26 protein-coding genes and 2 pseudogenes are annotated in these 26,752 nt (G+C 61.8%); 8 read left to right on the forward strand and 20 right to left on the reverse strand.

Annotated elements, in window-relative coordinates; all coding sequences use genetic code 11:
- Window positions 1-209 precede the first annotated feature (209 nt).
- The 4 genes from C495_RS02385 to C495_RS02400 all read right to left on the reverse strand — a co-directional run bounded on the left by C495_RS02385 (window position 210) and on the right by C495_RS02400 (window position 6,849).
- Window positions 210-2,540, reverse strand: a complete 2,331-nt coding sequence (locus C495_RS02385) for a BGTF surface domain-containing protein (RefSeq protein WP_161605550.1) — start codon at window positions 2,538-2,540, stop codon at window positions 210-212.
- A 544-nt stretch (window positions 2,541-3,084) separates the two neighbouring features.
- Window positions 3,085-3,876 carry a VOC family protein gene (locus tag C495_RS02390; protein WP_008159661.1) on the reverse strand — a complete coding sequence of 264 codons (792 nt, stop codon included), beginning with the start codon at window positions 3,874-3,876 and terminating at the stop codon, window positions 3,085-3,087.
- 48 nt (window positions 3,877-3,924) lie between these two features.
- Complete coding sequence (locus C495_RS02395) at window positions 3,925-5,640, reverse strand: Na+/H+ antiporter NhaC family protein (RefSeq protein WP_008159663.1); 1,716 nt, start codon at window positions 5,638-5,640, stop codon at window positions 3,925-3,927.
- A gap of 99 nt (window positions 5,641-5,739) precedes the next feature.
- Window positions 5,740-6,849, reverse strand: a complete 1,110-nt coding sequence (locus tag C495_RS02400) for an OBG GTPase family GTP-binding protein (RefSeq protein WP_008159665.1) — start codon at window positions 6,847-6,849, stop codon at window positions 5,740-5,742.
- Window positions 6,850-6,999: 150 nt separating this feature from the next.
- Between C495_RS02400 and C495_RS02405 the strand changes: the two genes are divergently transcribed.
- Window positions 7,000-7,203, forward strand: a complete 204-nt coding sequence (locus C495_RS02405; protein WP_008159666.1) for a VNG_1110C family protein — start codon at window positions 7,000-7,002, stop codon at window positions 7,201-7,203.
- Here the strand turns inward: C495_RS02405 and C495_RS02410 are convergent.
- From C495_RS02410 to C495_RS02420, 3 genes are all read right to left on the reverse strand, one after another.
- Window positions 7,171-7,641 (reverse strand): hypothetical protein, encoded by a 471-nt coding sequence (locus C495_RS02410; RefSeq protein WP_008159668.1) that lies wholly within the window; start codon window positions 7,639-7,641, stop codon window positions 7,171-7,173. The two genes, C495_RS02405 and C495_RS02410, sit on opposite strands and share 33 nt — an antisense overlap.
- Window positions 7,638-8,651 (reverse strand): PQQ-binding-like beta-propeller repeat protein, encoded by a 1,014-nt coding sequence (locus C495_RS02415; RefSeq protein ID WP_241430574.1) that lies wholly within the window; start codon window positions 8,649-8,651, stop codon window positions 7,638-7,640. Before C495_RS02415 ends, C495_RS02410 begins: the two co-directional genes overlap by 4 nt.
- A gap of 287 nt (window positions 8,652-8,938) precedes the next feature.
- Window positions 8,939-10,219 (reverse strand): tRNA(Ile)(2)-agmatinylcytidine synthase, encoded by a 1,281-nt coding sequence (locus C495_RS02420; RefSeq protein ID WP_008159675.1) that lies wholly within the window; start codon window positions 10,217-10,219, stop codon window positions 8,939-8,941.
- 180 nt (window positions 10,220-10,399) lie between these two features.
- Here C495_RS02420 and C495_RS02425 point away from each other — a divergent pair, with 180 nt between their 5' ends.
- Window positions 10,400-11,368, forward strand: a complete 969-nt coding sequence (locus C495_RS02425) for a transcriptional regulator (protein ID WP_008159677.1) — start codon at window positions 10,400-10,402, stop codon at window positions 11,366-11,368.
- Between the two features lie 23 nt (window positions 11,369-11,391).
- Here the strand turns inward: C495_RS02425 and C495_RS02430 are convergent, their stop codons facing one another.
- Both C495_RS02430 and C495_RS02435 read right to left on the reverse strand, forming a co-directional pair.
- A complete protein-coding gene (locus C495_RS02430; protein WP_008159680.1) occupies window positions 11,392-11,649 on the reverse strand; it encodes a glutaredoxin family protein in 258 nt (85 codons plus the stop codon).
- 189 nt (window positions 11,650-11,838) lie between these two features.
- On the reverse strand, window positions 11,839-13,320 hold the full coding sequence (locus C495_RS02435; RefSeq protein WP_008159681.1) for an NCS2 family permease: 1,482 nt from the start codon (window positions 13,318-13,320) through the stop codon (window positions 11,839-11,841).
- Window positions 13,321-13,510: 190 nt separating this feature from the next.
- Between C495_RS02435 and C495_RS02440 the strand changes: the two genes are divergently transcribed.
- Window positions 13,511-14,851 carry a glycerate kinase type-2 family protein gene (locus tag C495_RS02440; protein WP_008159683.1) on the forward strand — a complete coding sequence of 447 codons (1,341 nt, stop codon included), beginning with the start codon at window positions 13,511-13,513 and terminating at the stop codon, window positions 14,849-14,851.
- 117 nt (window positions 14,852-14,968) lie between these two features.
- The gene (locus C495_RS02445) at window positions 14,969-15,631 is read left to right on the forward strand and encodes a potassium channel family protein (RefSeq protein ID WP_049890099.1); all 663 of its coding nucleotides are present in this window, start codon (window positions 14,969-14,971) and stop codon (window positions 15,629-15,631) included.
- Window positions 15,632-15,811: 180 nt separating this feature from the next.
- Here the strand turns inward: C495_RS02445 and C495_RS02450 are convergent.
- The 8 genes and pseudogenes from C495_RS02450 to C495_RS02485 all read right to left on the reverse strand — a co-directional run.
- Window positions 15,812-16,612: pseudogene (locus C495_RS02450) on the reverse strand (DNA methyltransferase); the annotation flags it as partial.
- 4 nt (window positions 16,613-16,616) lie between these two features.
- Window positions 16,617-17,048, reverse strand: a pseudogene (locus tag C495_RS02455) (DNA methyltransferase); the annotation flags it as partial.
- 79 nt (window positions 17,049-17,127) lie between these two features.
- The gene (locus tag C495_RS02460) at window positions 17,128-17,403 is read right to left on the reverse strand and encodes a DUF7513 family protein (RefSeq protein WP_008159687.1); all 276 of its coding nucleotides are present in this window, start codon (window positions 17,401-17,403) and stop codon (window positions 17,128-17,130) included.
- The gene (locus tag C495_RS02465; protein ID WP_049890100.1) at window positions 17,400-18,971 is read right to left on the reverse strand and encodes a Na+/H+ antiporter NhaC family protein; all 1,572 of its coding nucleotides are present in this window, start codon (window positions 18,969-18,971) and stop codon (window positions 17,400-17,402) included. Before C495_RS02465 ends, C495_RS02460 begins: the two co-directional genes overlap by 4 nt.
- Window positions 18,972-19,213: 242 nt before the next feature.
- Complete coding sequence (locus C495_RS02470) at window positions 19,214-19,588, reverse strand: hypothetical protein (RefSeq protein WP_008159691.1); 375 nt, start codon at window positions 19,586-19,588, stop codon at window positions 19,214-19,216.
- Window positions 19,589-19,733: 145 nt separating this feature from the next.
- The gene (locus tag C495_RS02475) at window positions 19,734-19,919 is read right to left on the reverse strand and encodes a hypothetical protein (RefSeq protein ID WP_008159693.1); all 186 of its coding nucleotides are present in this window, start codon (window positions 19,917-19,919) and stop codon (window positions 19,734-19,736) included.
- A complete protein-coding gene (locus C495_RS02480; RefSeq protein WP_241430575.1) occupies window positions 19,916-20,269 on the reverse strand; it encodes a HalOD1 output domain-containing protein in 354 nt (117 codons plus the stop codon). The genes C495_RS02475 and C495_RS02480 overlap by 4 nt, the downstream gene beginning before the upstream one ends.
- A gap of 95 nt (window positions 20,270-20,364) precedes the next feature.
- Complete coding sequence (locus C495_RS02485) at window positions 20,365-21,006, reverse strand: helix-turn-helix domain-containing protein (RefSeq protein ID WP_049890120.1); 642 nt, start codon at window positions 21,004-21,006, stop codon at window positions 20,365-20,367.
- Window positions 21,007-21,201: 195 nt separating this feature from the next.
- On the opposite strand from C495_RS02485, the gene C495_RS02490 reads away from it, so the two are divergent.
- The 3 genes from C495_RS02490 (at window position 21,202) to C495_RS02500 (ending at window position 23,466) form a co-directional block, all read left to right on the forward strand.
- Complete coding sequence (locus tag C495_RS02490; protein ID WP_008159697.1) at window positions 21,202-21,858, forward strand: helix-turn-helix domain-containing protein; 657 nt, start codon at window positions 21,202-21,204, stop codon at window positions 21,856-21,858.
- A gap of 63 nt (window positions 21,859-21,921) precedes the next feature.
- The gene (locus tag C495_RS02495) at window positions 21,922-22,320 is read left to right on the forward strand and encodes a DUF7344 domain-containing protein (RefSeq protein WP_152418847.1); all 399 of its coding nucleotides are present in this window, start codon (window positions 21,922-21,924) and stop codon (window positions 22,318-22,320) included.
- A gap of 141 nt (window positions 22,321-22,461) precedes the next feature.
- Window positions 22,462-23,466 (forward strand): glutathione S-transferase family protein, encoded by a 1,005-nt coding sequence (locus C495_RS02500; RefSeq protein WP_008159698.1) that lies wholly within the window; start codon window positions 22,462-22,464, stop codon window positions 23,464-23,466.
- A gap of 110 nt (window positions 23,467-23,576) precedes the next feature.
- On the opposite strand, the gene C495_RS02505 is transcribed toward C495_RS02500, so the two are convergent.
- The 3 genes from C495_RS02505 to C495_RS02515 all read right to left on the reverse strand — a co-directional run bounded on the left by C495_RS02505 (window position 23,577) and on the right by C495_RS02515 (window position 25,900).
- Window positions 23,577-23,783 (reverse strand): DUF7535 family protein, encoded by a 207-nt coding sequence (locus C495_RS02505; RefSeq protein WP_008159699.1) that lies wholly within the window; start codon window positions 23,781-23,783, stop codon window positions 23,577-23,579.
- 82 nt (window positions 23,784-23,865) lie between these two features.
- A complete protein-coding gene (locus tag C495_RS02510) occupies window positions 23,866-24,636 on the reverse strand; it encodes an NAD-dependent epimerase/dehydratase family protein (RefSeq protein WP_008159700.1) in 771 nt (256 codons plus the stop codon).
- Between the two features lie 250 nt (window positions 24,637-24,886).
- A complete protein-coding gene (locus C495_RS02515; RefSeq protein ID WP_008159701.1) occupies window positions 24,887-25,900 on the reverse strand; it encodes an alcohol dehydrogenase catalytic domain-containing protein in 1,014 nt (337 codons plus the stop codon).
- An 81-nt stretch (window positions 25,901-25,981) separates the two neighbouring features.
- On the opposite strand from C495_RS02515, the gene C495_RS02520 reads away from it, so the two are divergent.
- Window positions 25,982-26,749 carry an SDR family NAD(P)-dependent oxidoreductase gene (locus C495_RS02520; RefSeq protein WP_049890121.1) on the forward strand — a complete coding sequence of 256 codons (768 nt, stop codon included), beginning with the start codon at window positions 25,982-25,984 and terminating at the stop codon, window positions 26,747-26,749.
- Window positions 26,750-26,752: the final 3 nt, after the last annotated feature.

Consider the following 26,752-nt stretch of genomic DNA (forward strand, 5'->3'; position numbering starts at 1 on the left):
TGTTCGGTCAAATAGCGCTTTTAGTGTTCACTCGGTTGTGCTGTAGCCACTGGGAACAGCCCGTCGTTTCGATGGCGGCTGCTCACTCGGCGCTAGACGCACGGGTCTCGAGTGCTGTCGCTACTCGAGTGAAGCGCGCTGGGTGCGGTGGTGCCCAAAAAAGTCGAAATGCGGCAAGAGCCGGATGAAATCCGGTAGTTGGTTACAGCTTAGTTCTGGCGGCGGAGTGCCAGCATTGCGGCTGCGAGGAGTGCGACAACAGCAACAGCAACGCCGAAGCCGGGCGTACCGTCGTCGTCGCCGTCGTCAGCTTCGCCGTCGTCGTCAGCTGCGTCGTCGTCAGCTGCGTCGTCGTCAGCTGCGTCATCGTCAGCTGCGTCGTCGTCGGTTGCGTCGTCGTCAGCTGGCTCGTCGTCAGCCTCTTCGACGGTCAGCGTACCTTCGGATTCGACGTCTCCGTCAACGATGAGTTCCCAGTCGTAGTCGCCAGCTGGGGCGTCCTCAACGGTGTCGGACCACGAATCGGACTCGCCACCCTCGAGTTCGACGTCGTCACCCGAAAGCAGGGTGTCGCCGTCAAAGACGAACTCGTAGGCTGCGGAGCCGGTTTCGTCGCCGAGGTTCTCTGCGGAGACGGTCACGTCAACATCGTCGCCCTCAACGGGCTCTGCTGGGTCGACGTCAACGTTCCAGTCGAGGTTGGCCTCTGCAGGCTCTTCCTCGTCAGCGTCGATGATCACTGCTTCGACACTGTCAGAGTTGCTGGATTCGACCTGATCTCGGACTCGGAGGTCGAACTCGTCACCGGCCTCGTAGTCGGAGAGGTCGACTTCCACAGTGACCTGATTGTCGTGGCCAACGTCTGCGTATTCGTAGGAGACACCCGTTGCGTGGCGCAGGCGGTATTCGACTTCCGTACCTGGTGCAACGTTCGTCTCAGCAGTCAATTCAGCCTCGTTGGAGTTTTCGACGAGAAGTGCGTCGTCATCGTCGAACTCGCCGGTAACTTCGAGGTCACGCTCTTCGAGAGTGAACTCCTCGGAGAGCAGTTCCTCGTCATCCTCACTGGCGACGTATGGGTTATCTTCCGTCACTTCGAAGGAAGACTCCCAGGTCTCGTCAGCCTCGAGCTGGTCGATTTCATCGTCTTCCATGACGATGAAGAACTGACCGTTCTCGAGGTCGTTCACGAAGTGCATTCCGTCAGCATCGTTGTCAAAGACAACGTAGTCACCTTCACCGAATCGTGGGTCGTCGGTGTCGGAGATGTTGAAGTAGATACCGTTCTCAGTGGTGTTGAAGTCCGAAGCATCGCTGATGTAGCCGTTGAGGCCGTCGGCCTCAACCTGCGTGATCAGCAGATCGCCCTCTGCGACAGTGTTTCGCTCAGTCGCATCGTCGAGGAGATCATCAGCATCGAGGTCGTCAACATCGATATCGTCACTGGATGCGATCCAGTTCGTGAGGTCGGTGCTGCTACGTTCCTGAAGTGCGAGGAATGCGACGTCGTCTTCGTCATCCTCTCCTTCTTCGAACAGTTCTAATTCGTAGTCAGACGGTGCGATTCGGTCTCCGTCATCGTAGTCAAACCCACTTGGGAGTTCTTCATCAGTGACATCAACGTCTGCGTCCTCACTGGTGAGAATGTCCTCTGGGTTGCTATCGAAGTCTCCCGCTTCAGCCGTATTGAACTGGAGCGTCAGCTGATCATCTTCGAGGTCATCGTCGATGTGGGTGATCGAAGCGTTCAGCTGGTATGGGTCGTCAACGTCCTCTTCTTCGAGCGTCAGATCGAACGCATCGTAGTTCTCGATGTCGAAGGTGATGTCGACGATGTCTCCCTCAGTTCCATCGAAGGTGTTCTCGCTGAACAGCAGCGTGCTGTCAAGGTCTTGGAGGTTGATCGTTGCAGTTGCCTCTGCACCGGTGTCAACTGCTTCGAACTCGAAGTCGTACTCTTCAGCGGAGAAGTTATCGGAGTCGAAGCTAACTTCCCACTCTTCCTCACTGGATGCTTCGAGGATCGTCAGAACTTCGTTATCGCTGTCGGTGTCGTACTCTGCGTCCTCAAGACCGAGTGCGTCAGCGACGTCATCCGCGTCAACGTCGTCAACAGTCAGGTTGAGTTCGTAGTTGTTACGTGCGGAGGTAACATCCAGGTCAACAGTGCTGTCAAGAGTTGCATTGTCAGCACTGAATTCAGCACCGAGATCTTGGTCGTTGACGGAGAAGTTCACCGTGTTGGTATTATCGTCAAGCGAGTAACTCCCGTCAAGTGATTCGGTGTTGAGACGGATGTAGTCTCCGCCATCGTCGTTCGTGCGAACTGCGATTTCTCGAACGAGGCTGTCGTCATCGTCGAGAAGTGCAACTTCGTCGTCATCCCATTCCGTTGTTGTTCCATCGTCTTCTTCGATACCCTCAAGGTAGAGGACTTCTCCTTGCCAGTATCGTTCACCTTCGCTAATCGTATCTAGGTCGTCGTTGGTTACTGCTGCTGCACCGCCCGCAAACGCTGCGGACATGGCAACGACAGACATAACCATAAGCGCGGCCAGGAACAGTGCGCGTCCCTTTTCGCGATATGAAGTTTCGTTTGTCATTAAGTTGTCTTGTATTTCGTGTTGTGTTAGTCGTCGCACGATTCGGTCGGAGTGCGAGTGTGGTATCAATGCGGAAGCCGCACTGACTCGCACCGGGTAGGGGTAACAAAACGTATAAAGCATCGCGTAATAAGCTTTCTGGATATTGTAACACTCTCTGGCACTGAGTAATCGGCTCGAGACCGCATGACTGCGTCCGATTCGGAGGTGTTTGCTTGAATTGATAACGTATCGTGAGACACGTTCGCAAGCATAAATTACCGACGAACACCCAGTAGGTAATGAGTGATTCCTCGAGCAGCCACCGGTCCGATCACGGACGCTGAAGTATCGCTGTGAGTGACTAACTCTGTAAAAACTGATTACCATCGTCGAGACTCGAGTCGAACGACACTGCAAAAGTGGATGTCGACCACCGGATCAGAAGCGAATCGTCCCCGTGGTTCGACCGCGCCGAGACCGATCGACTGGCCGTGTCGACTCAGAACGGGAACAGCGACTCGGCCTCGGGGTCGCGCTCGAGCAGTTCGATCTCGTGGCCGTCTTGGTCTTTCGTAAACGCGTACATGTTGTCGTTGCTCTCGGGATTGCGGTAGTCGGGGGCCTCGCGCTCGAGCAGCGTCTCCCAGTCCTCGGCGAGGTCATCGACGCGAACGCAGAGGTGGCCCCAGGCGTCGCCTTGCTCGTACGTGCGCCCGTCGTAGTTGTAGGTCAACTCGAGCGACATCGCTTCGTCGGCGGCGTCCCGCGGCTCGACGAAGTAGTTCGCGAAGGTGTCGGACTCCCAGCGGCCGACCTCGTCGTACTCGAACTTCCGGGTCCAGTAGCCAAGCGCCTCGTCGGCGTCTTCGACGCGGATCATGGTGTGGTCGAGCGACCATAGCGCACCCTGATCGCGCTGGACGATCTCGATCTCGTGGCCGTCGGGGTCTGTGACGAACGCATAGCGGCCGCCACAGCTCTCGGGATCGCGGTAGTCCTCGACGCCCTCGTCCATCAGCTGTTCGTAGTGGGCCTCGAGTTCGCCTTCGGGGACCCGAACTGCAACGTGGCCCCAGGCGTCGCCGACCTCGAGGTCGTCCTCGCCCTCGTTGTGGGTCAACTCGAGCAACGCCCCGTCTTCGTGCATGTCTTCGGGACCGAGATAGACGATGGTGAAGCCGTCGCCCTCGTAGCGATCCTTTTCTTCGTACTCGAGGTGGGTCTGGTACCAGTCGAGCGATTCCTCGAGGTCTGCGACGCGAAGCATGGTGTGATCGAGCGTTCCGTCCATACGCAAAATCACACCTGCAGGCGGCAAAAACGTGGCGAAGGCGGCGGTTCAGTCGCCGTTGCCCGGCTGTGAGTCGGCTGTCGCCGCCGACTCCTGCGTGTCGGGATCGGCGGCCACCGTGGAGGCTTTCGGACTGACACCTCTGCGTTTCGCGTCGAGTTCGGAGAAGATGTAGACGAGCCCGATCAGCAGGGCAACGCCCAGCGGAAGGAAGACGAGCGGCGAGACGCCCAGGAACCCATACAGCACGTAGCAGACGAGGACAACGAGCATGACGGTCCCGGCGTAGTACAGCTGCGTGCGGATGTGATCGATGAGGTCGGCCCCCGTAAACGTCGACGAGAGCACGGAGGTGTCAGAGATCGGCGACGTGTGGTCGCCGAAGATCGCACCGGAGAACACCGCGCCGACCATCACTGGCATGAGTTCGAACGTCCCCGTGAGGTCGTAGGCGACGGTGATCGCGATCGGCGTCACGATCCCCATCGTCGCCCACGACGACCCCATGGTGAAGGCGACGAACGCAGCGACGAACAGCACGACGATCGGGAGCACGGCGGGCGAGACGACACCCTCCGCGGCTCCGGCGACGTAGGTGCCCGTCCCGAGATCGTCGGCGACGGCACTAATCGACCACGCCAACACCAACACCGTCACGGCGGTCAGCATGAGGTTGAATCCCTCGAGAACGGTTTCGATGCCGTTCCCGATATCGAAGAGATCGTAGCCGATCCCGATGGTGATGGCGGTCACCACCATCGCGAACGACCCCCAGACGAGCGCAGCCGCGAAATCGCCAGCACCGACGACGTCGACGAGCACCTGCACGACGCCCTCGTCGCCCATGGCCGCCTCGAGCGACGTTGTCGCGCCCGCCTCGGTCTGTGCTGCGAGCCAGTCTTGGTACCCAGTCCAGAACGCACCCGAAAGCGTCACGGCGATCAACATGACGATCGGTGCGAAAAAGGTCCGCAGCATTGGCTTGTCCTCGATCGGTGCGCCGAGGTCCTTTTCGACTTCCTGCAGCGGCTGGGCCTCGTCGCGGTTGACTTTCCCCGTCTGCCACGACCGATGTTCGGCGGTAAGCATCTCACCGTAATCGCGCCGCGAGATGACGATCAGGCCGACCATCACGATCGCGAGCAGCGAGTACGTATTAAAAGGGATCGAGCCGACGAACGTTTCGAACACACCCGGTGTGTCGGCCGCGGCCACGTCGTGGGCCTCGCTCTCGACGAGGCTCGTATACCCCTCGTCGATCATCGACAGCTGAAACGCCACCCAACTCGAGAGTCCGATCGTCGCGACGGGTGCGGCCGTCGAGTCGACAATGTAGGAGAGCTTCTCGCGGGACATCCGCATCTGGTCGGAGATCTCACGCATCGTGGAGCCGACGATGGCCGTGTTGGCGTAGTCATCGAAGAACATGGCCATTCCCAGTATCCACGTCGCCAGCCCGGTGTTGCGCTGGGTCTCGAGCCGTTCGGTCGCCCAGTTTCGGACGGCGGTCGCGCCGCCGAGTCGCCAGATCAGGGCGACACCAGAGCCAAGAAGCAGCGTAAACACCAGAATGTTCGCGTGAAACACGTCCCCGATCGACTCGGTGATCCATTCGAACGTTCGTCCGATACCAATACCGCCAGTCGCAATGATACCACCCGACCAGATGCCGAGGAACAGCGAGAGCATTGGCCGGCGCGTGACGATTGCAAGCGCAATCGCAAGCAGCGGTGGAACGAGTGACAGTGCCCCAAAGTCCGACATATCGGATCAATCGCCGAGCAGTGGGATAATCCTGCTCCTTCGGAACCTGAAAGTCGTCTCACAACTCGCCGGTCACCCCCCGTCGAGGACCACAGCCCGTTACCGACGTAAAATGAGTTTGAGAACGTCTTCGTCCTCGAGGACGTGTTCGGTCCCCACCTGTTGTTCGTCGTGGACTGCACTGGGGCCGGTCACACGGGCGAATCGGAACCGCTCTTCCATCTCGCCGCCGAGTTTCTCGATGGCTTCGCCGACTGTCGATCCCGCCTCGATGACGAGAGGTTCGTCCCAGTCGATACCGCGGCTGGGTTTGTTCATGTAGACGCGAATCAGGCCCAGATTGTCCCAGATGCGGTCTTTGAGGGCGTCCAGTCCCTTCTCCATCTCGGCGCTGATAAACGTCACTTCCTCGGGGTCCAAATCGCGCTCGTGCAACTGCTCGTCGACGGTCTCCTTGTAGGAGGGGTCGATCAGGTCGACTTTGTTCACGCAGGTGATCGACGGGATGTACTCGCGGTTTTCCATCAGGCCGTCGACCAGCCGATCGATGCTGACGTTCTCCTGAAGATTGACGTCCGCGTTGACGTAGCCGTGTTCGCGGAGGACGTCCGAGATCGTCTTCTCGTCTAAGTCCTGTTCGGTGCTCGAGGTGATCTTGATCCCGTCTTTGATCTTCGGTCGAACCGTCACCCGCGGCGGCTGTTGGTCGACACGGATGTTGATATCGTACAGCTCCTCCTGTAAGCGATCGTACTGTTCGATCTCGAACACTGAGAGGACGAAGACGATCAGGTCGGCGTTGCGAACGACCGCCAGCACCTGCTGGCCGTCGCCACGTCCCGACGCCGCACCCTCGATCAGCCCTGGCACGTCAAGCATCTGGATGTTCGCGCCGCGGTGTTGGAGCATCCCCGGGTTGACATCCAGCGTCGTGAACTCGTACGACCCCGTCTCGCTTTCGGCGTTGGTCATCGAGTTCAACAGCGAGGACTTGCCGACGCTGGGAAAGCCAACCAGCGCGACGGTCGCGTCGCCGTGTTTCTCGACGGAGTAGCCTGTCCCCCCGCCGGAAGAGCTCTGGTTCTGAAGTTTCTCCTTTTTCTCCGCGAGCTTCGATTTCAGCCGGCCGATATGGGCCTCTGTCGACTTGTTGTAGGGCGTGTTGGCGATTTCGTCTTCGATCTTCTCGATCTCCTCCTCGAGCCCCATTTGCCTGTATCCAACCGCCCGTGCCGAAAAACACTTTCCATGCGACCTGCCGAATTCGAGTGTGTATCGCTATCACCGCCCACACTAACGAACAGTCGTTCACTCGAGCGATTCGACAGGGATAAACAGCATGAAAAATGATGTTGAATTATGCCAGATGCGACACAGTTGCGCGATAGCACCCAGATCGTGCTTCACCGGGAGACTGTCGAAGGACTCGAGCCGCCACTCGATGAGGCGTTTACGGTATCGATCGTCGCTGAAGGCGAAGACCAGCGCCGGATCATCGGCAGCCCTGCCGAAATCAAAGCAGCCAGCGAGTCACTCGCCCGCCGTGGAATCTGCGTTCGCTGAGCCACACGCATGACTGCTGTGTTCGTCTGCTCGTGAGTCTGTTTTGCCGTTCCGTGGTGGCGAATTTGTGTCCCCGTGTGATCCGGAGACGATCACGAGTGCACTCGAGGCGGCTGCCAGATAGACGAACGCATCGGCCACCAACAGCTGTGGCGAGATCACGTTCACCTGCCGGAGACCAACGACCCACTGCAAAATGATGTACAGGACCACGGCCAGTATCGCAGCGCCGAACACCGTAGCACTCGAGCCGTCGTACGTCGCTGCGAGCACGACGCCGACTGGCACCGCGAGCAAGAACGCAAGCCAGTGCGAGATGGGCAGGCCAACCAGTTCGGCCCCCGCGGTCAGCAGCTGCTGTGCTGGGGCGACTGCTGGGCCAGCAGCGAGCGCGAACTCGAGTGTCCGTCCGACTGAGACAGCCGACGCCCGACTCATCGCGAGCCCACCTCGTAGACCGTCGCTCCGAGGCAGTGATAGACCCGGTCGTCGGCGATCAACGGCGTACATCCAAGCGAGCCGTCCTCGATACCCGCTGGGGAAACGTGGAACCGTTCGTTTCCGGTGTCGGCCTCGAGAGCGAGCAGTCCGTCTCCCGTCGACGCGTAGACTGTCCCGTTGCCGACGCTGATGCCGAACTCGACCGAGCTCCGGTCTGTCTCCCACACCAACTCGCCCGTGATATCGAACCGCGTAATCGTTCCCTTGTCCGTTCGTGACCAGTAGACTGCACGGGCCGATGGATCGACAGCGAGTGTATCCATCATCGTGTGCTCGTCTGTCCCACCGGAGATCGTCCAGCGGCGGTCGCCAGTTGCTGCCTCGAGCGCTGTCAGATCACCGTCTGCGGTTATGACGAAGACGTGATCGTCGACGATCACAACCTCACCACGACTGAGCGACGACGCGGACACTGCTGTGTCGCTCATCCAGCGTTCCGTTCCGGTCTCTGGAACGAGACCAGTTACGCGTCCCGCATCGTAGTCGGCCACCACGACCAGCCCGCTGTCGGCAGCCAACACCGAGTCGCGTGCAGTCCGCCGCCAGCGCTCGAGACCGGTCTCGGCATCGAGCGCGACGAGTCGATACTCGCTGTCGACGCGGGCAGTGACATACAGCGTGGTGCCAAACAGCCAGCAGCCGTCGGCACTGCTGTTCAGATCGTAACGCCAGCGGAGCCGTCGTGTCTCGAGGTCGAGCGCACAGACGGTCGTCTGAAACACCAGATAGACGACGCCGTCGCGAACCTGTGGCTCCGAATCGAGCTGTGTCTGTTCGTTGTATCTCGCTGATGGCCGCTGATATGCATACTGCCAGCGCGTAGTGCCAGTTTCGGCGTCAAGTGCCCGCAGCGAGTGATGGGTGGGCACAAGTAGTGTGTCGTCGACGAGCGCGAACCCGGCGTGTTCGTATCGTCGACGCGACGTTTCTCGAGCGTGTGTTCCCACTCAATCCGCCCATCGCCGCCGGGGCCGGGATCGGCCGTCGACGCGACGTTTCTCGAGTCGGCCCGCGGGTGAAGCCAGTCGTCGTCGACGGCCGGATCGACGTGGTCCGAGCCGCCGACTCGAGGCCCGAGCAGATAGCCGCCGAGCAACGAGCCGCCCGCGACGCCGAGGAGCCGACGACGAGTCAGTGGAGGGCGCATGGTCGATCCATTCCGTGCCGAACAAATAGTCGTTCTGTCATCTCCGAACGCATCCCCGCCGGTGGGCTCGAGAACGCGCTCGCGACCTTATCGTTCAGGATGTGTCGGCGCGTCGAACCCGCCACGCACCAACGGCTTCGCAATATGTCTGCGCGCACACGGGGGGACCTCGTACCAGCCCCCCTCGAGGTCGCGCTCGAGGTCCTGTGTTGCCTTCCCGTCTGCACTGGTTCCACAGTCTCGGCAGCGATACCCCTGGTTCCGACCGGCGCTTTTCATTCGCCGCTCGCAGTCGGGACAGGTCGGTGTGACGCGTTCGGTCGTCACGAGGTCGCGAACCGCGAACTTCTCGAGTTTGAGCGTCCCGCGAGCGACCTCGCCACAGACGGTGAGTCGGTCGCCAATCCGCAGCGCTCGCACGCGGTCGCGAAACCGTTTGGTCGGCTCGAACGCAGCACACTCGAGGCGTGCTGGGTCGTCGTCACCCTCGCTCTCGAGGTCGACGAAGACGTGGCCGCCGCGCCGGGTTTCGGGCTCGCTTGCGACCCGCCCGTCGACGCGGTAGGCGTGGCCATCCGTGACTGACTCGAGGGTCCCGTCTTGCAGGTGGACGTCCGTCCCTTGATTGGTCACGAACAGCTGGCTCGAGGCGACGGGTTCGCTTTCGATCCGGTTGGAAACGGCGCGAACGGCGTCGGGATCGTCGCCACGAATCCCGTGGAGGATCGGTCCCGGTGTGTGCGGAACGCAGACTGTGTCGTCCTCGCCGCGGTCGACCGTATCCCAGACCTCGGGGCGACCCCAGTCGGCTGCGGCGAAGACGCGCTCGTGGTCGACGTCTCGCGGCGTGCCCCAGCGCTCGGGTTCGCGGTAGGAGATATGTTCGTACGTCCAATCTTCGAGCGCGCGCCAACTTCCGATCGCAGCCAGCGCGCCGATCCGCCCGCGGCCGTCGTCGGCGTGCCACGACCGGTAGCCGTGGCGGTCGATCAGTGAGGCGGCGTCGGCGATCGCGAGATGCTCGCGGATCGCTCGCCACGCGAACTCGGCCACGTCGTCGGGCGTGTCGTCGGGGCCGTCCGCCGTCACGACGAGGCCCGGATTCGTTCGCTCGTCGGCCGTTTCGGCGAGGTCCTCGAGGTGTTCGCGGGCGAGTTCGAACGCCCGGTCGGAGTCGCAGTCGGTGTGGATCGCGAGCGCGGCGTTACCCCGAGTCTTGTACTCGACGGCGGGGTTGAGCCGAACGAGGAGCAGTCGCTCGACGGTCGCCCCATCGAGGCGCAGTCGCTCGGCGATCCGGGCGGCGACGTAGGTCGTACACATCCCGCGCTCGCGGGAATCTGTATCGTCGATCCCGACGACTGTCATCGGCGATCGTTGGGCCGGCGGCGAGTAACCCCTTTCGGGACGGTGTCGGATCGAAAGCGGACCCATTCCACGGGCTGAAAACCTGTATATAAGTATACTGCTGGTACGGTATCGAACCACGTTACAGCAGATGGGGCAGCGGGGAAATCGTTTTATATGAGGAATCACTTACACCCCCGTATGTCCCGCTCCGCACTGGTCGGCAACGTAACCGCGATGTTAGAGGACGCGGGGTTCGTCGTCAGTGACCGGTGTGCGATCCGACCGAAGAGTTTCGACATCGCAGCCCGACGTGGTGAAGACCTGCTGCTGGTGAAGATCCTCGGCAACATCGATGCGTTCAACGAGGCAACCGGCCACGAGATGCGCCGGCTCGGCACGTACCTCAACGCGACGCCGCTCGTGATCGGCCTGCGAAGCCGCGACGAGGATCTCAAACCCGATGTCGTCTACTTCCGACACGGTGTCCCCGTCTTCAGCCCCGACACGGCGTACAACCTGTTCATCGAAAGCGTCCCACCGCTGATCTATGCCGCACCCGGCGGCCTCTACGTCAACATCGACGGCGACCTGCTCGCCGACGAACGACAGGACAGAGAGTGGAGTCTCGGCCAACTCGCGAACGAACTCGGCGTCTCGAGACGCACCGTCTCGAAGTACGAAGACGGCATGAACGCCTCTGTCGAAGTCGCGATGGAACTCGAGGACCTCTTCGATGCGCCGTTGACGAGTCCCGTCGACGTCTTGGAAGGTGCCGACGAGGTCCACGAAACCGAGGCGACGCCGGACGACCCCGAAGCCGATCCGGACGACGAGCAGGTCGTCGCCGTGCTCACGCGGGCCGGCTACAGCGTCCATCCGACGCTTCGCTCGCCGTTCAAAGCCATCAGTCAGGACGAAGCCGACGACGAAGGCATCGTGTTGACCGGCCACTCGAAGTTCACGAAAGCGGCCGAAAAGCGCGCCCGGATCATGAGTTCGATCGGGCAGGTCACTCACACGCGATCGGTCTACGTCGTCGACCGCGCGAAACAGGAGTCGGTCGACGGCACCGCGCTGGTCGAACGCGAGGAACTCGAGGACCTCCACGACGCCGCGGAGTTGCGAAAGGTCATCCGCGAACGCGCGGAGTACGAAGAAGCGGCCTGACCCTCGCGGCCCGTCGCTCGCGGTTACACGCCGTTTTCGCCGTACGTCTCTTCTAAGTATTCGATGATGTCGCTGCTCTCAGGCATCCCTTCGACACCGTGGGCCTCGTCGGTAATCACGGGGACGCCCGTCTGTCCACTCACTTCTTCGACTTCCGTCCGTGCAGCGTGTGAGCGAGGGACGTCGATCGTGTCGTACTCGAGGTCGAGTTCGTCGAGTTTCGAGCGAACCATTGCACAGAACGGACAGCCCGGAAGGTCGTACAGCGTGATGTCTGCCATGTCTCGAGAAAGTGGTCTGATCGGCAAGAGGCCACCGGTTGGCTGAGCCGGGCTGCGTACCGTGTCTGTCACACGCCCACGAGCCGTTCATGGTCGCACCGAACCTGCCTGAAGCGATTCGGATGAGACGGTGTCTGGAAGCCGATAGGTGCGAAACGCGTCGAAAACTGAGTGCGTGTGTCGACGCTCTCAGAACGTCACCGATCCGGATTCGACCGAGAAGTAGATGATGAAGTAGCCGATGAACGCGATCGCAAGCGCCCACTGACCCGGCGAGACGTCTCGCGTTTCACCCATCGCGGCTTTGACCAACGGATAGCTAATAATCCCTGCAGCGAGCCCGTTCGCGATCGAGGTGGTCAGCGGCATGACCGTGATCGTCAACCCGGCGGAGATCGACCACGCGGGATCGTTCCAGTCGATGTCGGTGACGCCTTGGAGCATGATGATCCCGACGACGACCAGCGCCATATACGTCGCATACAGGGGTATCGCGGCGATCAACGGGACGACCAGCAAGGAGAGGGCGAACAGGCCACCGACGACCAGCGCCGTAAAGCCGGTGCGGCCACCTTCCTCGAGGCCGGTCGAGGATTCGATGAACGTCGTCACTGTCGAGGTACCGATCATCGCACCGACGGTGGTGCCGACTGCGTCGGCCATCAGTGGTTTTTCGACCTCCGGCAGATCACCGTGTTCGTCGAGGAAGCCACCGATCTGCGAGACGCCGATGAGCGTGCCGGCGGTGTCGAAGAAATCGACGAAGAAGAACGTGAACACGACCAGCAAGAAGACGAACGGGTCCTCAGTAATCATGCCGAGGCCGTCGACGAAGCCCCAGAACAGCGGGGTAAAGTCGTACTGGACCGAGCTGAGCATTGACATGAGCCCCTCGTTTGTGATGTCGTCGTAGGATCCCTCCGGCGTCAAGACGTCGGGGGCAACGACACCGGCAAGCGTCAGAACCCAGCCAGCGACGGCTGTCGTCACGATCCCGATGATGATCGAGCCACGAACGCCACGGGCGTACAACAACAGCGTCAGAAACAGGCCGGCGAGCGACAGCGCAGCGACCGGGCTCTCGAGGACGTTTCCAAGCGTTACCAGCGTTGCGTCGTAGGGCACGACGACCTGCATCTCTTGCAGTCCGAGAAAGAGCAAGAAGACACCGATACCAGCCCCGACGGCGAACTTGACTGGTTCCGGGAAGAGTTCGATGATGTACCGTCGCGCGCCGACAGCGGTCAGGGCAATGAAGATGATCCCTTCGACGAAGACAGCGGCAAGCGCGACCTGCCACGGGACGCCGAGAATAACGACGACCGTGAACGCAAAGAAGGCGTTCAACCCCATGCCGGGCGCCAGCCCGAACGGTCGGTTGGCGTACAACGCCATCACGACGGTCGCGACGACCGAGGCGAGGATCGTCGCGACGGCGAGCATCTGGATGATCTCGCCAGAGCCGTAGACGGTCCCGTTGATCGTCGCCTCACCCTGGAACTCGCCGGTTTCGTGGTTCCAGAGGATCGCACTGCTGAGGATTGCCGGATTGACGACGATGATGTACGCCATCGCCAGGAACGTCGTTACCCCCGCAAGCGTTTCTGTTCGATAGTCGGTATCGGATTCGTTGAACCCGAAGTACTCCGCGATTGTATCGGAAGCCCCCATATTGGACGCTCGAGCATAGCAAGACCGATTAGTTAAAAGTTCCCGTCCGAGGTCGTCAGATAGATGTTCATGTTTGTGCATTGTAGGCTTCGCCACCACTTTTGTCAACGGCATTGGACGAATCTCGGACAGCGGTCAGATCATGAACCCGGACCCCCTGATTTTAGCGGTTTCAGAGACACGCTCGAGTATGGAAATCCAGATCGAGAATCGGTCGCAGGTAGCGACAACCGACGCACGCGACGTTGCGCTGACCTGCCTCGAGGCGGGGGTTGACGCCGGACATCCACGGCGGGTCATCCACGACGCACTCTCACTCGAGGGCGACACGCTCCGGGTGGCCGACGCGACCTATGACTGCAGCGCGTACGACGAGGTCGTCGTTCTCGGCGGCGGCAACGCCGCCGCACACGTCGCCGCGGCGCTCGAGGACGTCCTCGGCGATCGGATCGATCGTGGCGTCGTCGTCACGGACGATCCCACCGAACTCGAGGCGGTCACGGTCTCTGAGGGCGACCACCCGGTGCCGAGCGAGCGCGGCGTCGCGGGAACACGCCGGCTCCTCGAGGCGGCCGACACAGCCGGCGAGCGGACGCTCGTGCTGGCGGCCATCACCGGCGGCGGCAGCGCGCTCATGGCTGCGCCCGCAGACGGGATTTCGCTTGCCGACCTGCAGGCGACCACGGACGCGTTACTCGAGAGCGGGGCCGACATCCACGAGATCAACGCCGTCCGCAAACACTGCTCGGCGCTGAAAGGCGGCCAGCTCGCCCGCCGACTCGCCCCGGCGACGGTCGTCGCCGTCGTCTTGAGCGACGTCGTTGACAACGATCTGAGCGTGATCGCGAGCGGCCCCGTCGCGCCCGACGAGTCGACGTTCGACGACGCGCTCGCAGTCGTCGACCGCTACGATATCGACGTTCCGGAGACCGTCGCTGATCGCCTCGAGCGCGGCCGCGCCGGTGCGATTTCGGAAACGCCGGGTCCCGACGACCCCGTCTTCGATCGGGTTTCGAACCACATCGTCGCCGACGGCATGACCGTCCTCGAAGCCGCCGCTGAGGTCGCCACCGAGCAGGGCTACGACCCGTTGCTCCTCTCCTCGCGGGTTCGCGGTGAGGCTCGCGAGGCGGCGACGACCCACGTCGCCATCGGCGAGGAGATGCTGGCAACAGGGACACCGATCTCACCGCCGGCCGTCCTCGTGTCGGGTGGGGAAACGACGGTGACGGTCTCCGGCGACGGGTGCGGCGGGCCGAATCAGGAGTTCGTGACGAGCGCAGCGCTGTCGCTCGAGGCCGGACTCACCGTTGCTGCCGTCGACACCGACGGGATCGACGGCGCAAGCGACGCCGCGGGTGGGATCGTCGACGCCGAGACTGTCGACACCGACAAACGGGCTCGAGCAGCGCTGGCTGCCAACGACGTCACGCCCTATCTCGCCGAGCGAAACGCGCTCATCAAAACCGGGCCGACCGGCACGAACCTGAACGATTTGCGGGTCGTCGTCGTCGAGCACAGCGCCCACTGAACTCGAGTCGCCCCCACCGTCGGCCGTCTGGCGGGAGAGCGTCCCGTCGCTTCGACACTCGAGGCAGCCGGTGTCTGCCCGTAGCCTATTTGACTCCTGACCATGTATACCAGTATCATGAGATTTGTCATCGTGGGATATGGTCGCGTCGGCTCTCGAACGGCACAGATCGTCGCCGAGGAAGGCCACGAAACCGTGGTCGTCGACGACGATCTCGATCGCGTCAAACGGGCACGCGAAGAGGGGTTCGAAGCGATTCACGGGAACGGCGCCGACGAAGCGGTCCTCGTCGATGCGGGGATCGACGCCGCCGACGCGATCGGTGCGTTCACGCCCGACCTCAACGTCAACTTCGCGGCCTGTATGGTCGGCACCCACCACGGCTGTCGGACGGTCTTGCGGATCGACGAGGACTACCGCGAGGAGATCTACGACCGCTACGCCGAAGACGTCGACGAGATCATCTATCCCGAGCGACTCGGGGCTGCTGGTGCCAAGACGGCGATGCTCGGCGGCGACTTCAACGTCGTCACCGATCTCGCCACGAACCTCCAACTAACCGTCCTCGAGATCGTCGATGGCTCGCCAGCCGTCGGGAAACGGATGAGCGAACTCGAGCTTCCCGAAGGGGCACGCATCTACGCTCACGGCCGCAAACGCGAGCCGCTGACGATTCCACTGCCGGGAACCGAGCTTGCGGTCGGCGACGAGGTCGCCGTAATCACCGAAACGGCACGCGCAGACGAGGTCCGAGAGCGGTTGGTGCCAGCAACTGCTTGACCGCACGGCTAGCGTCGCCGTTCGGGAGCACGCGAAAACGGGAGTGGGGAGGAGTGCTGGCGCGCGGGTTGCGTGGGGTCGAGTGGGATGTGGGAGGTCTCCGCCAGCGCGCGCCATCTGAATCGTCACTCTATACCCCAATAAAACCGCGTCAGACACCCGAATGACGCAGGTCAGACTCTAGGATTGCTCGTCCTCGAGCCGGAAGACGAGCACGTTCTGATGAACCATCGACGGCACGAACGAGAAGGGGTAGCCGTAGACGTGGAGGTCTTTCGAGGGGTCATACCAGATCAGATTCGCCGCCAGCGTCACTGGTGCAGTCGACTCGATAGCGCGTGCGAGATCGGCTGACAGAAACTCGTAGGACTGGTCGCGATACATATCGCCGATGAAGACGACGAGGTGTCCATCCGGTGTGATCACATCAGTGAACCGATCGAATTTCTCGGCCATATCCGCCAGCCACTCGGCTTTGGTCTGTGTGCCCACGTCGTCGGATGCCGTCGTCTCGATGGGGTCGTCGTCGGCGTCGTCGAACGCCCCGAGTTTGCTCTCGCGGGTCGCGTGTTCGTTGCGCGTCTGCTCGAGTTCGTCCATGTTCCAGTAGGGAACGTCGGTGAGCAGCAGGTCGACCGAGTCGTCCTCGAGTTCGTCGATCAGGTCGGCACAGTCGCCGTGGCGGAGGTCCTGTTCGGCGAGTGGCGCCTCGCCGCGGGCTCGTCGCGCCTCGTTTTCGCGCTCGAGGACGGTCTCATAGATATCGATCCAGCGCTCGGTGCGCTCGAAGCCGATCGCCTCGCGGAGCCCGGTGCCCTCGTGTTCGCAAAAACTCGCGCCGAGTAAGGTGCCGCCGACGCCGGCGAAGGGATCGAGAACGGTGTCGCCGGTCTTGCTGAACCGACCGATCAGCTCCGCACAGAGCCGTGGCGGCTTCTGACCGCCGTGTTCGCTCCGAAGGTCGTGCTGGACGGCTGGGGGGNGCCTCGCGGAGCCCGGTGCCCTCGTGTTCGCAAAACCTCGCGCCGAGTAAGGTGCCGCCGACGCCGGCGAAGGGATCGAGAACGGTGTCGCCGGTCTTGCTGAACCGACCGATCAGCTCCGCACAGAGCCGTGGCGGCTTCTGACCGCCGTGTTCGCTCCGAAGGTCGTGCTGGACGGCTGGGGGGTATCCCTCCGCAAGCACCGACTTCGTTGCGTACTTCCACTCTTTGCCCGTCAGGTCGTTGACTCGATTTCGCTCGTCGTAGATGCCCCGGCCCTCGAGATAGCGCTGGTGGTCGGCAAGCGCGTCGGTATCGACCAGTTCGCCGTCTTCGACCGGAAGCGACTCGTCGCGGGCGCGTTCGGCGTCGAACGCGCCGTCTTCGTCCGTTACCAGCCGGCTCTGGCGGTGCCGATCCCCGTCAGCTGTCATATCTCGAGTGACTACCGCGGGGGCTTAAAGTCGTGGCTCTCGAGCGGCGCGACGGCGATCGAAAAACAGAGCAGGCCGGCTAGCCAGTGTAGGAACTCTCGCCGACAACCGCGAGGAATTCGCCGCGTCCGGTCGCGTTCGTCTCGTCGAACTCGGTAACTCGGACGCGAACACGTTTCTCGACAGTGTCAGGCCCAGCATTCTCGATCAACAGATGCGTATCGCCAATGTAGGCGTGCCCGTCACCATCGCTGTTCGACTCTGCAACGAACACCTCGATCTCTTCGCCCACGTCGAACGATGGGGTCGTGGTGCGGAGCGTCCACCCTTTGAGATACTTTGTGAATAGGCTCATATTCGTGCCACCTCCTCGGTTTCGCGGTCGGTAATATACTCACGGCCGAAGCCGGTAATCGCTGCGACGACGAAGACGGCAACCAACAGCCAGCCCTGGAAGACGAAGGGGACGACGTCGATCGGCGTCACGAGCATCCCGGAATCGAACCACTCGTACTCACCGGGCAGCTGTTGCATCGCCGAGTAGCCGGCGAGAACGCCGCCGGACCACGGGAAGATGTAGCCAAGCGCTGCGGTCTGGCCGTCCAAGATGTTCGCGCGTCGGTAGCCGTTCAGATTGAACCGTTCGCCGATCTTCGAGATGTACGGCCCGATCGCGACCTCTGCGGCCGTGTTGATCGTGATGACGGCGTTAATCAGCGCCGAGGAGCCGACCATCGTGAGTTCGGCGTTGCGAACGTTCGTCGCAAGGTTGTCGATCGACCAGTCCAGAATCGCCTGGAACGCGCCGCCGCGGATCATGATCTGGGCTGCGGCGATGATCAACAGGACGAGAATCGCCAGTTCGAAAAAGCCCGATGCGCCAGTGATGAGGCTGCCGCCGACGCTGATTGCGTTCGGGTCCTCGACGATCGTCAGAATCGGCAGGAACTCGAGTGGTTCGGCAAGCGGTGCGTCCGGGGGTGCGTTGAACATGACGATGTCACCAAGCGAGATCAGGCCGAGTACGAGACTCGAGACAGCCGCCACGACGATCCCCCACGAGATCGCCTCGACGATGTGTCGCCCGGCGACTGCGGTGCCGATCACGACGCCCATCGAAATGAGGTGAACGAGGCCGATCGGTTCGCTTTCTGCGACGAGCAGTTCTCGCGCATCGCCGCCGATCGCGAGGCCGGACATGAACTGACCGGCGACGAGGTAGCCAGCGAACGCGATGATCGCGGCGATGATCACGTATTTGAATCGAGAGGCGACGACGCCACCGATATCCGAATCCTGCGTGACGGCGCTGACGATCGTGGTGTCGCTGACGGGCGCGAGGTTGTCACCGAAGATCGACCCCGAGAGGATCGCGCCGAACAGCAAAACGGGGTTCGCCCCGAGCAGGATACCGGCGGGGAAAAACAGGGTGACGAACGCGATTGCGGAGCCGTATCCCGTCCCGATCCCGGTTGTAAACAGGGCCGCGAGGACGAACGTGATCGCCGGGAACAGCGTCGCGCCGATCCCGCCGACGTCGGCCAGCCAGACCAGTCCGTCGACGAAGCCGCCGTCCTGAAGCAACTGGGCGAACATGCCGGCCCAGATCCAGGCGACGATGGCGGTCACCGCGACGGGTTGGGTCATCCCCTCGAAGATCGTGTTCGCGTACGTCTTCCAGTCTCCGCGAACGAAGAACATCCCGAGGATCAGTCCGAGCAAAATACCGACGACCAACCCGCCTTCGTCGGATATCCGCCAGAACGCGGTCTGTACGATCGCCCAGACAATAAAAAAGGCGATCGGGAACGCGCTCATTCCCCTGCCGCCATAAAACGTTATTCGTGGCTCTCCATCACTGGTTCCCTGTACGAATGCCTCGGTCGAGTCACCATCGGTTGAATCATCGCTAGCACCACTCATCTAAAGACACGATACGAAATAATCAAACTCTCAGTGATAAGCTTTCTCAATGGATCAATCGCTCGCCGTGGTCAAGCGACGCTACTGGCCTGGACATCCCGGTATACGACTGCTTTCTGGGTCGAAATCACCACACTCGAGGGACAGGAGCCGGGCGTGTCGGGTGCCCAGCCCGAACCCAACGCGTGCAGTGGCGCGCTCGGTCGTCGCCGCGGCTCACAGTCTGAACGCTTCGTTCCCCGTTACTCAGTAGCTGCCGCCTCGGTCTTCGACAGCGGTTCGATACGAAACAGGTAGTCTTCGAAGGCACTATCGAGATTCACGGGACTCTCTTCGGCGGTATGCGCTCGACACAAGACAGCCTCTGCTTCGACGGCGCCGTGGCCGGTTTCTTCCTGGTACCGTTCGACGATCAGAAACGTCGCCGGCTCGGTACAGCCTCGACGGTGACACTCACGAGGCGACTCGAGGGAGTCGGCCGCCTCGTCACCCTCGTCTTCGGCATCCGGTGGTTCGGCTTCGTCGGCACGGTCACGCGCTTCCGTGAGTTCTCGCTCCCGCTGGCGGTTATCTGCGTCACGAGCTTGCTTGTCCCGGCCTTTTTTGGTATCTGCCATACAGTGAGATACGAGCGTGAACGGGATAAAACACGCTCCCGAAGCGACCTCGATGTGGGTGCCCACGACCCGTCGCCATCAGTCCGTTCTGTTCGACGGGTGGTAATATCAGCCCCATATCAGAATCGATACTGCTCGATGCGGCTCACTCCGATTCGCCGTTTTTCTCCACTTCGGTAACGATGACGTCCCAGTCCGGGTGTTCGGTACCGTTTCGACATTCCCATCCACCTTCGACGTTGATTCCCTTGGAGTGGGCCCGACGAAGGAGTGCTTTCAGTTCGGCATTTAATTCTGCTTCGGACGAGAGTGGTGTCTCTTCGGTAGTCATTCGTTCGTGGCTCCTGTCTCCCGGACGCCTGTTCGTTCGTGGGCCGGTGGCGAGATTGCCATCACTCCGTCGCTGGACAGGGTTATCGCGTATCCTTCGAATGTAAATGAGATGTCGACTGCTCCGTTCGGCGTCCCCTGAACCTGTCCGAGTTTGTCGAGGGCATCTGTGTCGACCGCGTCGTAGAGCCGATCCAGTTCGAGCGGATCGGCGCCCAGAATGTCTGCCATCGCTGCGACGACGGCGATGCTTGCAGACGTCGAATCTTGGTCGTACTGGGCACGATACGCTTCTAACTCTCGAGAGTACTCGAGCGACTCCAATTCGACACTGGCTAGGCTGGCTGTCATGCTATTCTACATCCGTTTAGTAGCCCGAATCGGTTTAACACGACTACTGATTATACAGGAGCTATTAATATACAGAGTAAGCCTTCCAGCAGGACTTACTGACTGATGAGCGTCCCGGCAATGAGCCGTCGGTGCCCGCGTCTGAGTCGAGACGAAAGTGACTGTTGGGTAATTCCCAGTTCGTCGGCGATGTCCTCGAGCGACGCCTCGCGTGGCGAATCGAAGTAGCCGCGTTCGTAGGCCAACACCAACGCCTCTCGCTGGGTGTCAGTGAGCTCGTAGCTGTCGCCCTGAATTGGGAGCAACGCGTGAACGGCGGTGATCTCGATCGGAATGTCGTGGTTCTGGCAGTTGGTCCGAAACTCGCTGATCGCCTCGCGACTCTCACCACGGACCTCGAACTCCCATCCGTCTTTCGTCCCGACCCCGGAGAGAACGGCGACGTTGGCCTGGGCAAGCGCGCTCAGGATGCCGAAATACGTTCCCTCCCACTCTGCACGCATCAGATACTCGTCTTCGACGCTGTCGATGAGGTCGATACTGACCACGCCAACATGGGCTTCGAACGCGGCTTCGATGTCCTCGGCCTCTGCGCCGCGGACCCAGAAGTACGGGATTATCAGGGTCTGGTGAGGGATGAGTCGCTCGAGGTCGATCGTCACCCCCGGCAGGTTTTCGAAGACCGTTCCCAGTGGAAACTCGTCCGCCGGACTCGTAAACTCCATCACGGTAGCCATGTCGACCGATTCGTCCCGAGAGCCGATAACCCACGTGGGTGGTGTATCAAGCATTAGTCACTGAGATCCAATACGATTGGTGATTGTACGTTGAGGGGCACGAGCGGGTGGTCCCCTGCCGGTTTCGGAACAACATGGTACACCATGCTGGTCCGTTTTGTACGGGCATGACCAACCAAGGTGGTAGAGCGATTCATGAGCGTAATTGCAGCATTTCGGATTCCATCTACTGACTTCGAACTCGGCCGGATTCTTCGTATCGAGGGAGTCTCGTCGATCGAACTCGAAAACCTCGTCCCGATCGGTGACGCTACCGTTCCACTCTTCTGGATCCATAACTCGACACGGGACTCGTTTGCCGCCTCCGTCCAACGCCATCCGACTGTCAACAGCGCATCGGAAGTGGACGTGTTCGAAGACCGGGCACTCTTTACGCTCGATTGGGACGCGAACCACGATCATCTCTTCGAAGGGATCAGAAAGAGCAAGGGGCAGTTGTTGAGTGCCGTCGGAACACCCGATAAGTGGAACTTCGAGATTCGATTTCCCACTCGCGACGCCCTCAGCGAGTTCACGACACACTGTGAAGACGCGCAGGTCTCGCTTGAGGCAACCCGCGTCTATAACCCGACAGATCCGACTGCCGGCCCGTGGTATGGCTTGAGCGAACCCCAGCGCGAAGCGATTACGCTCGCCGTACGGAATGGGTACTACGATATCCCGAGAGGCTGTACGACCAAGGAGCTCGCGGACGAACTCGGGATTTCCGATCAGGCCGTGACGGAACGGCTTCGTCGTGCAATCGTGGCACTCACCACCCATGCACTCTTTCCCTCCGACTCAGAGACGTAATCCGCTTGTTTCCCTTGTGAGTCATGCCAAAATGACACAACGCTAGCGATGTACTAGACGAGCATGGATCCTTCCTCGAACATGGACCGACTGAACGCGAAAGAGTTTGTGACAACCGATTCATCCGAGCAAGGGCAATCGATCTCTCTCGATGAAATTCTCTCGATGGTCGCTCACGAACAACGTCGGGTCGTCCTTCGAACACTGACACGTACCGACGAGGACGCGGTGGCGGTTTCCGCGCTCACAGAGCAGGTTGCCGAGCAGCTTCAAAATGGAGACCTCCCGGACGACGACCATCGACAGCGCGTTCGCACTGCACTCCATCATATCCATCTCCCAAAACTGGACGCCTGCGGGATGATCGTCTACGATACCGAAACGAACCTGGTTCGGGACGGTACCGGGAAACAGAGTCAGCAACTGCTTGCGACGCTCGAGTCGTCCCTCGCGAGTGAGTAGATCCGTTCGTCGCGGTTATACTAATTTAATTGAAACAAGGTACGATCGCTCATCCGACGGTTCGGCTCCGTTTTGCTGACTCGGCAAGCGGTAACACGAGTGTTAGCGAGACCATTTGTGTCCGACAGCCCTACACGCAGTATGAACATGCTCGTCGACGGCGAGTGGCGAACCGATGCGTACGAGACGGCCGGCGACGACGGCTCGTTCGACCGCCAGGAGGCACCGTTTCGCGACCGGATTCGAGACGCTCCCGACGCCGAGTACCAGCCCGAAGCCGGCCGGTACCACCTCTACGTCTCCCTCGCCTGTCCGTGGGCCCACCGAACGCTCGTGACGCGGGCGCTGTTGGGCCTCGAGGACGCGATCTCCGTCTCAATCGTCGACCCGTATCGCGGCGACGATGGCTGGCAGTTTACCCCGGAGAAGGACGGCTGTACGCGCGACCACATCCGCGACGCCGACTATCTCCGGGAACTGTACGTCGAGGCGGACCCGAACGCAACCTGTCGCGTGACGGTGCCGGTGCTGTGGGACACCGAACAGGAGACGATCGTCAACAACGAATCGAAAGAGATCATGCGGATGCTCACCACCGAGTTCGGCGACCTCGCGACGCACGACGTCGATCTCTCCCCCGAAGGGTACCGAAACGAGATCGATCGGGCTCTCGAGGACATCTACGAGCCGATCAACAACGGCGTCTATCGGGCCGGCTTCGCGACCGAGCAGGAACCCTACGACGCGGCTATCGACGACCTCTTTGGGGCACTGGACCACTGGGACGAGGTGCTGGCTGACCAGCGCTATCTCGCTGGTGACCGACTGACGGAGGCCGATATCGCGATGTTCACGACGCTCGTCAGATTCGATACTGTCTATCACACCCACTTCATGTGTAACGTCCAGTACATCCGGGAGTACGACCACCTCTGGCCGTATCTTCGTGATTTGTATCAGACGCCCGGCGTCGCCGAGACGGTGAACATGGCCCACATCAAAGAACACTACTACACGACCCATCCCGACGTGACCCCACACGGGATCATCGCTCGCGGTCCCGACCTCGCGTTCGATGCGCCACACGATCGCGACGAACTGCCGGGAGCGCCGCCGTCGGCGTTAGTTGAAGCTAACGCAAACTAATACGGTCTGCTATCCCGAGCTCCCGGTGCACCCGCAGGGCGGGTTGCGGGTGCACTGGAACTGACTGACCGCAGTCGGGATGAAAAGAAATCTGCGTCCGTTCCGTTTACTTACCGACCCGATTCGCGCCGCCACATCTCGAAGCTGTGTTCGACCGGCTCCTCGGCGATGAACACGCGCCAGAGGACGTACGCAGGGATGAGCACCGGCAACAGCGGGAGCAGTAGAATCACCATTACGACCGCCATAATGTAGCCGAACGCAGACATCTGGAAGTTCGGCGTGTAGCCCGTCGAGTCGGCTACTTTCGTGGACATATGTTGCGATAGGGACCTGTCGGTATTCGGTCTTACGGTCCCAGGATCCGGATGCTGTGGGGCGCTCGACCAGCTCGGTGGCTTACAGCTCGCCGAGGGCGGCGGCTGAATCGTCCTGTGGCCGATATCCCAGCTCGAGCATCGTCTCCGACAGCGAGAGGAACCGCTCGGCGTTGGCCGAGATTCCGTGGGCGGTCGTCGGGGTCGACTCGAGCGTCGTCGTCACGGCAGCGTCGATCACCCGCCGGCAATCCTCGGGACTGAGCCACATCGCACGGGCGTATCGCTCGCCGGCGGCGTCGCGGTCGTTACACTCCGCTCTGAGTTCGTCGGGTGAGAGCAGCCAGCCGATTCGTAGATTGACAACGTCCAGTCCGTGCCGGATCGCGTAGTAGTGGCCCATCGCCTCGCCGAAGACCTTGGTGACGCCGTAGTAGGTGTCGGGGTCCATCGTCTCGTCCGGGCGAACGACGTCCGGCGTGCCGACCGTCGACTCCGGGCGGATCGGCGAGACCGTGTTTCCCATATTGACTGCGTGGTTCGAACTCGCGAAGACGACGCGCTCGAGGTCGTTCTCGACAGCGGCCGCGTAGGCGTTGTAGACGCCCTCGATATTCGGCCCGGAAAGCGAATCCCACTCGGCGCGCGGATTCGGGTTGGCCGCGAGGTGGAGCAACACGTCCTGTCCCTCGAGCGCGTCGACGAACGCCGCTCGATCCGCGATCTCGAGCGGTTCCGCGTCCAGATCCTCGGGTTCGCTGTGGGAAAAAAGCGTCAGGGTCGCGTCCGACAGCGCCTCGATAGCCTCGCTGCCGACGCGGCCAGTCGCCCCGGTGATGGCGATCTCGGTCATGGGCGGACGACATCGACGGAACGGAAATAGGTCGGGCCGGCGCGTTCCGGCTACTCGGTCGGTGCAGCGCGGAACCACCAGTTTCGACGGCGTGGGACACGGACTGAGACGGGCTTCTGTCGGCCAGTGCCGGTGTACCCGCGACCGGCCAGCGAGTCAACCAGCCATCGGGATAGCGGGCCGTATGAAGGCCCCGCCCGGCGGCGGAACGGTCGGCTGGCAATACGCGTTTCCAATCGGGTGGGTGACGCTACGGTTCGACGACGAGTTTGCCGACGCTCTCCCGGTCCTGCATCGTCGCAAAGGCCTCGCCGGTTTCCTCGAGCGCGAACGTCCGCTCGATCACCGGCTCGAGGGCACCCGCCGCCGTCAGCTCGACAAGTCGGCGCAGGTCGTCCTGGGTCCCCATCGTCGAGCCGACGACGCGCTTGTGGCCGAGAAAGAGGTCCGGCACGTCGACGGTCGACTCGGTCCCGGCCGTGCGGCCGCAGATCACCATCGTCCCGCCGCGGCGCATGACCGTCTGGCCGAGCCGCGTGTACTCGCCGCCGAGGTGGTTGATGACCGCGTCCGGGCGGCCGACGTCGTCGACCTGCGCCCGAATCTCGTCGGGATCGGTCGCGTGAACCGCGTGATCGAGGCCGAGGTCGCACACGCGCTCGAGTTTCCTAGCCGACGAGGACGTCCCGATGGTTCGAGCGCCGAGGATCGCCGCGAGTTGGACGGTGGCGACGCCGACGCCACCTGTCGCGCCCGGGACGAAGACGAGGTCGCCCGGGCCGACGTCGGCCCGCCGGAGCATGTGGAAGGCGGTCATGTACGCCGTCGGCAGCGCAGCCGCGGTCGTCGCGCTCACGTCGTCGGGTACCGAAAGGAGGCGATCCGCCCGAACGAGGGCCGTTTCGGCGAGCCCCCCGTGATACAGCGAGAACTGCTCGCAGGTGTTCTCCGGCCCCTCGCTGCAGAACCGACAGGTGCCACAGGTCTGGTTCGGACAGAGGACGACTCGGTCGCCCGGTTCGACGCCTCTGACGTCGTCGCCAACTGCCTCGACGACGCCGGCCACGTCCAATCCCGTGACAAACGGCAGGTCGCCCCCGTCGACCATCGCCGAATCCCCCTCGAGGATCCACAGGTCGTGGCGGTTGATTGCACAGGCCGAGACGTCGACGGTGGCCTCGTCGGGGCCGGGCTCTGGATCCGGCTGGTCGATCACGCTCACGCCGTCCGGGCCGATGAGGTCAGTGAAGGCAGCGGCTCTCATCGGCTTGGGAGATGGTCTCTATGGTAAAGACCGTAGGGGCCAGCAGGAACGTTTTTAGTGATCTTCTTCGACGGTTTGGGTGTGCTTGACGATACCACAGCGTTCGTGACGGGAGCGAGTCAGGGACTCGGCCGCGAAATCGCCATCACCTTTGCCGAGGCAGGCGCGAACGTCGCGCTCGCGGCGCGAAGCGACGGAATCGACGAAACCGCGGAGCTGATCGACGCACCGGAGCGAACGCTCGCGGTCGAAACCGACGTGACCGATTCCGGGTCGGTCGCCGACGCCATCGACGCCACCGTCGACACGTTCGGCGGCCTTGACTGTCTGGTGAACAACGCCGGGATCGCCGGCCCGACCGCCCCCGTCGAACGAACGACCGACGAGGAGTGGCTCGAGACGCTCGACGTGAACGTCGTCGGGATGGCGCGAACGGTCCGGGAAGCAGCGCCCCATCTTCGGGAGTCTGCCTGTGGCAGCATCATCAACATCTCCTCGATCGGTGGCAAGCGACCGTACCCGAATCGGACGCCGTACGCCGCCTCGAAGATGGGTGTGATCGGGCTGACTCGAGCGCTGGCGTTCGAGTTCGGCGACGACGTCACCGCGAACGCGATCTGTCCGGGCCCGGTCGAGGGTGAGCGCATTCGGAACGTCTTCGAACGGCAAGCCGACGACCGCGGGGTCGACCCCGAAGACATCAAAGACGAACTGCTCGAGAGCTTCGCGATGACCGAGCTGGTGCCGCCAGAGGACGTGGCCGAACTGGCACTACAGCTCGCGGGGCCGGCGTCGCGACACGTGACGGGCCAAGATATCAACGTCTCGTCGGGTGGCGCTTGGTACTGACGC

The sequence above is a fragment of the Natronorubrum sulfidifaciens JCM 14089 genome (genome assembly GCF_000337735.1).
Taxonomy (GTDB): Archaea; Halobacteriota; Halobacteria; order Halobacteriales; family Natrialbaceae; genus Natronorubrum; species Natronorubrum sulfidifaciens.

Bases quoted from the DNA above. Each gene is read 5' to 3' on its own strand.
- C495_RS02495 (WP_152418847.1), top strand. From the start codon at position 21,922: ATGGATCCTTCCTCGAACATGGACCGACTGAACGCGAAAGAGTTTGTG.
- C495_RS02510 (WP_008159700.1), bottom strand. From the start codon at position 24,636: ATGACCGAGATCGCCATCACCGGGGCGACTGGCCGCGTCGGCAGCGAG.
- C495_RS02505 (WP_008159699.1), bottom strand. From the start codon at position 23,783: ATGTCCACGAAAGTAGCCGACTCGACGGGCTACACGCCGAACTTCCAG.
- C495_RS02430 (WP_008159680.1), bottom strand. From the start codon at position 11,649: ATGGCAGACATCACGCTGTACGACCTTCCGGGCTGTCCGTTCTGTGCA.
- C495_RS02425 (WP_008159677.1), top strand. From the start codon at position 10,400: ATGTCCCGCTCCGCACTGGTCGGCAACGTAACCGCGATGTTAGAGGAC.
- C495_RS02460 (WP_008159687.1), bottom strand. From the start codon at position 17,403: ATGAGCCTATTCACAAAGTATCTCAAAGGGTGGACGCTCCGCACCACG.
- C495_RS02485 (WP_049890120.1), bottom strand. From the start codon at position 21,006: ATGGCTACCGTGATGGAGTTTACGAGTCCGGCGGACGAGTTTCCACTG.
- C495_RS02435 (WP_008159681.1), bottom strand. From the start codon at position 13,320: ATGGGGGCTTCCGATACAATCGCGGAGTACTTCGGGTTCAACGAATCC.
- C495_RS02490 (WP_008159697.1), top strand. From the start codon at position 21,202: ATGAGCGTAATTGCAGCATTTCGGATTCCATCTACTGACTTCGAACTC.
- C495_RS02405 (WP_008159666.1), top strand. From the start codon at position 7,000: ATGCCAGATGCGACACAGTTGCGCGATAGCACCCAGATCGTGCTTCAC.
- C495_RS02385 (WP_161605550.1), bottom strand. From the start codon at position 2,540: ATGTCTGTCGTTGCCATGTCCGCAGCGTTTGCGGGCGGTGCAGCAGCA.
- C495_RS02410 (WP_008159668.1), bottom strand. From the start codon at position 7,641: ATGAGTCGGGCGTCGGCTGTCTCAGTCGGACGGACACTCGAGTTCGCG.
- C495_RS02440 (WP_008159683.1), top strand. From the start codon at position 13,511: ATGGAAATCCAGATCGAGAATCGGTCGCAGGTAGCGACAACCGACGCA.
- C495_RS02395 (WP_008159663.1), bottom strand. From the start codon at position 5,640: ATGTCGGACTTTGGGGCACTGTCACTCGTTCCACCGCTGCTTGCGATT.
- C495_RS02465 (WP_049890100.1), bottom strand. From the start codon at position 18,971: ATGAGTGGTGCTAGCGATGATTCAACCGATGGTGACTCGACCGAGGCA.
- C495_RS02515 (WP_008159701.1), bottom strand. From the start codon at position 25,900: ATGAGAGCCGCTGCCTTCACTGACCTCATCGGCCCGGACGGCGTGAGC.
- C495_RS02480 (WP_241430575.1), bottom strand. From the start codon at position 20,269: ATGACAGCCAGCCTAGCCAGTGTCGAATTGGAGTCGCTCGAGTACTCT.
- C495_RS02420 (WP_008159675.1), bottom strand. From the start codon at position 10,219: ATGACAGTCGTCGGGATCGACGATACAGATTCCCGCGAGCGCGGGATG.
- C495_RS02390 (WP_008159661.1), bottom strand. From the start codon at position 3,876: ATGGACGGAACGCTCGATCACACCATGCTTCGCGTCGCAGACCTCGAG.
- C495_RS02470 (WP_008159691.1), bottom strand. From the start codon at position 19,588: ATGGCAGATACCAAAAAAGGCCGGGACAAGCAAGCTCGTGACGCAGAT.
- C495_RS02475 (WP_008159693.1), bottom strand. From the start codon at position 19,919: ATGACTACCGAAGAGACACCACTCTCGTCCGAAGCAGAATTAAATGCC.
- C495_RS02445 (WP_049890099.1), top strand. From the start codon at position 14,969: ATGAGATTTGTCATCGTGGGATATGGTCGCGTCGGCTCTCGAACGGCA.
- C495_RS02400 (WP_008159665.1), bottom strand. From the start codon at position 6,849: ATGGGGCTCGAGGAGGAGATCGAGAAGATCGAAGACGAAATCGCCAAC.
- C495_RS02500 (WP_008159698.1), top strand. From the start codon at position 22,462: ATGAACATGCTCGTCGACGGCGAGTGGCGAACCGATGCGTACGAGACG.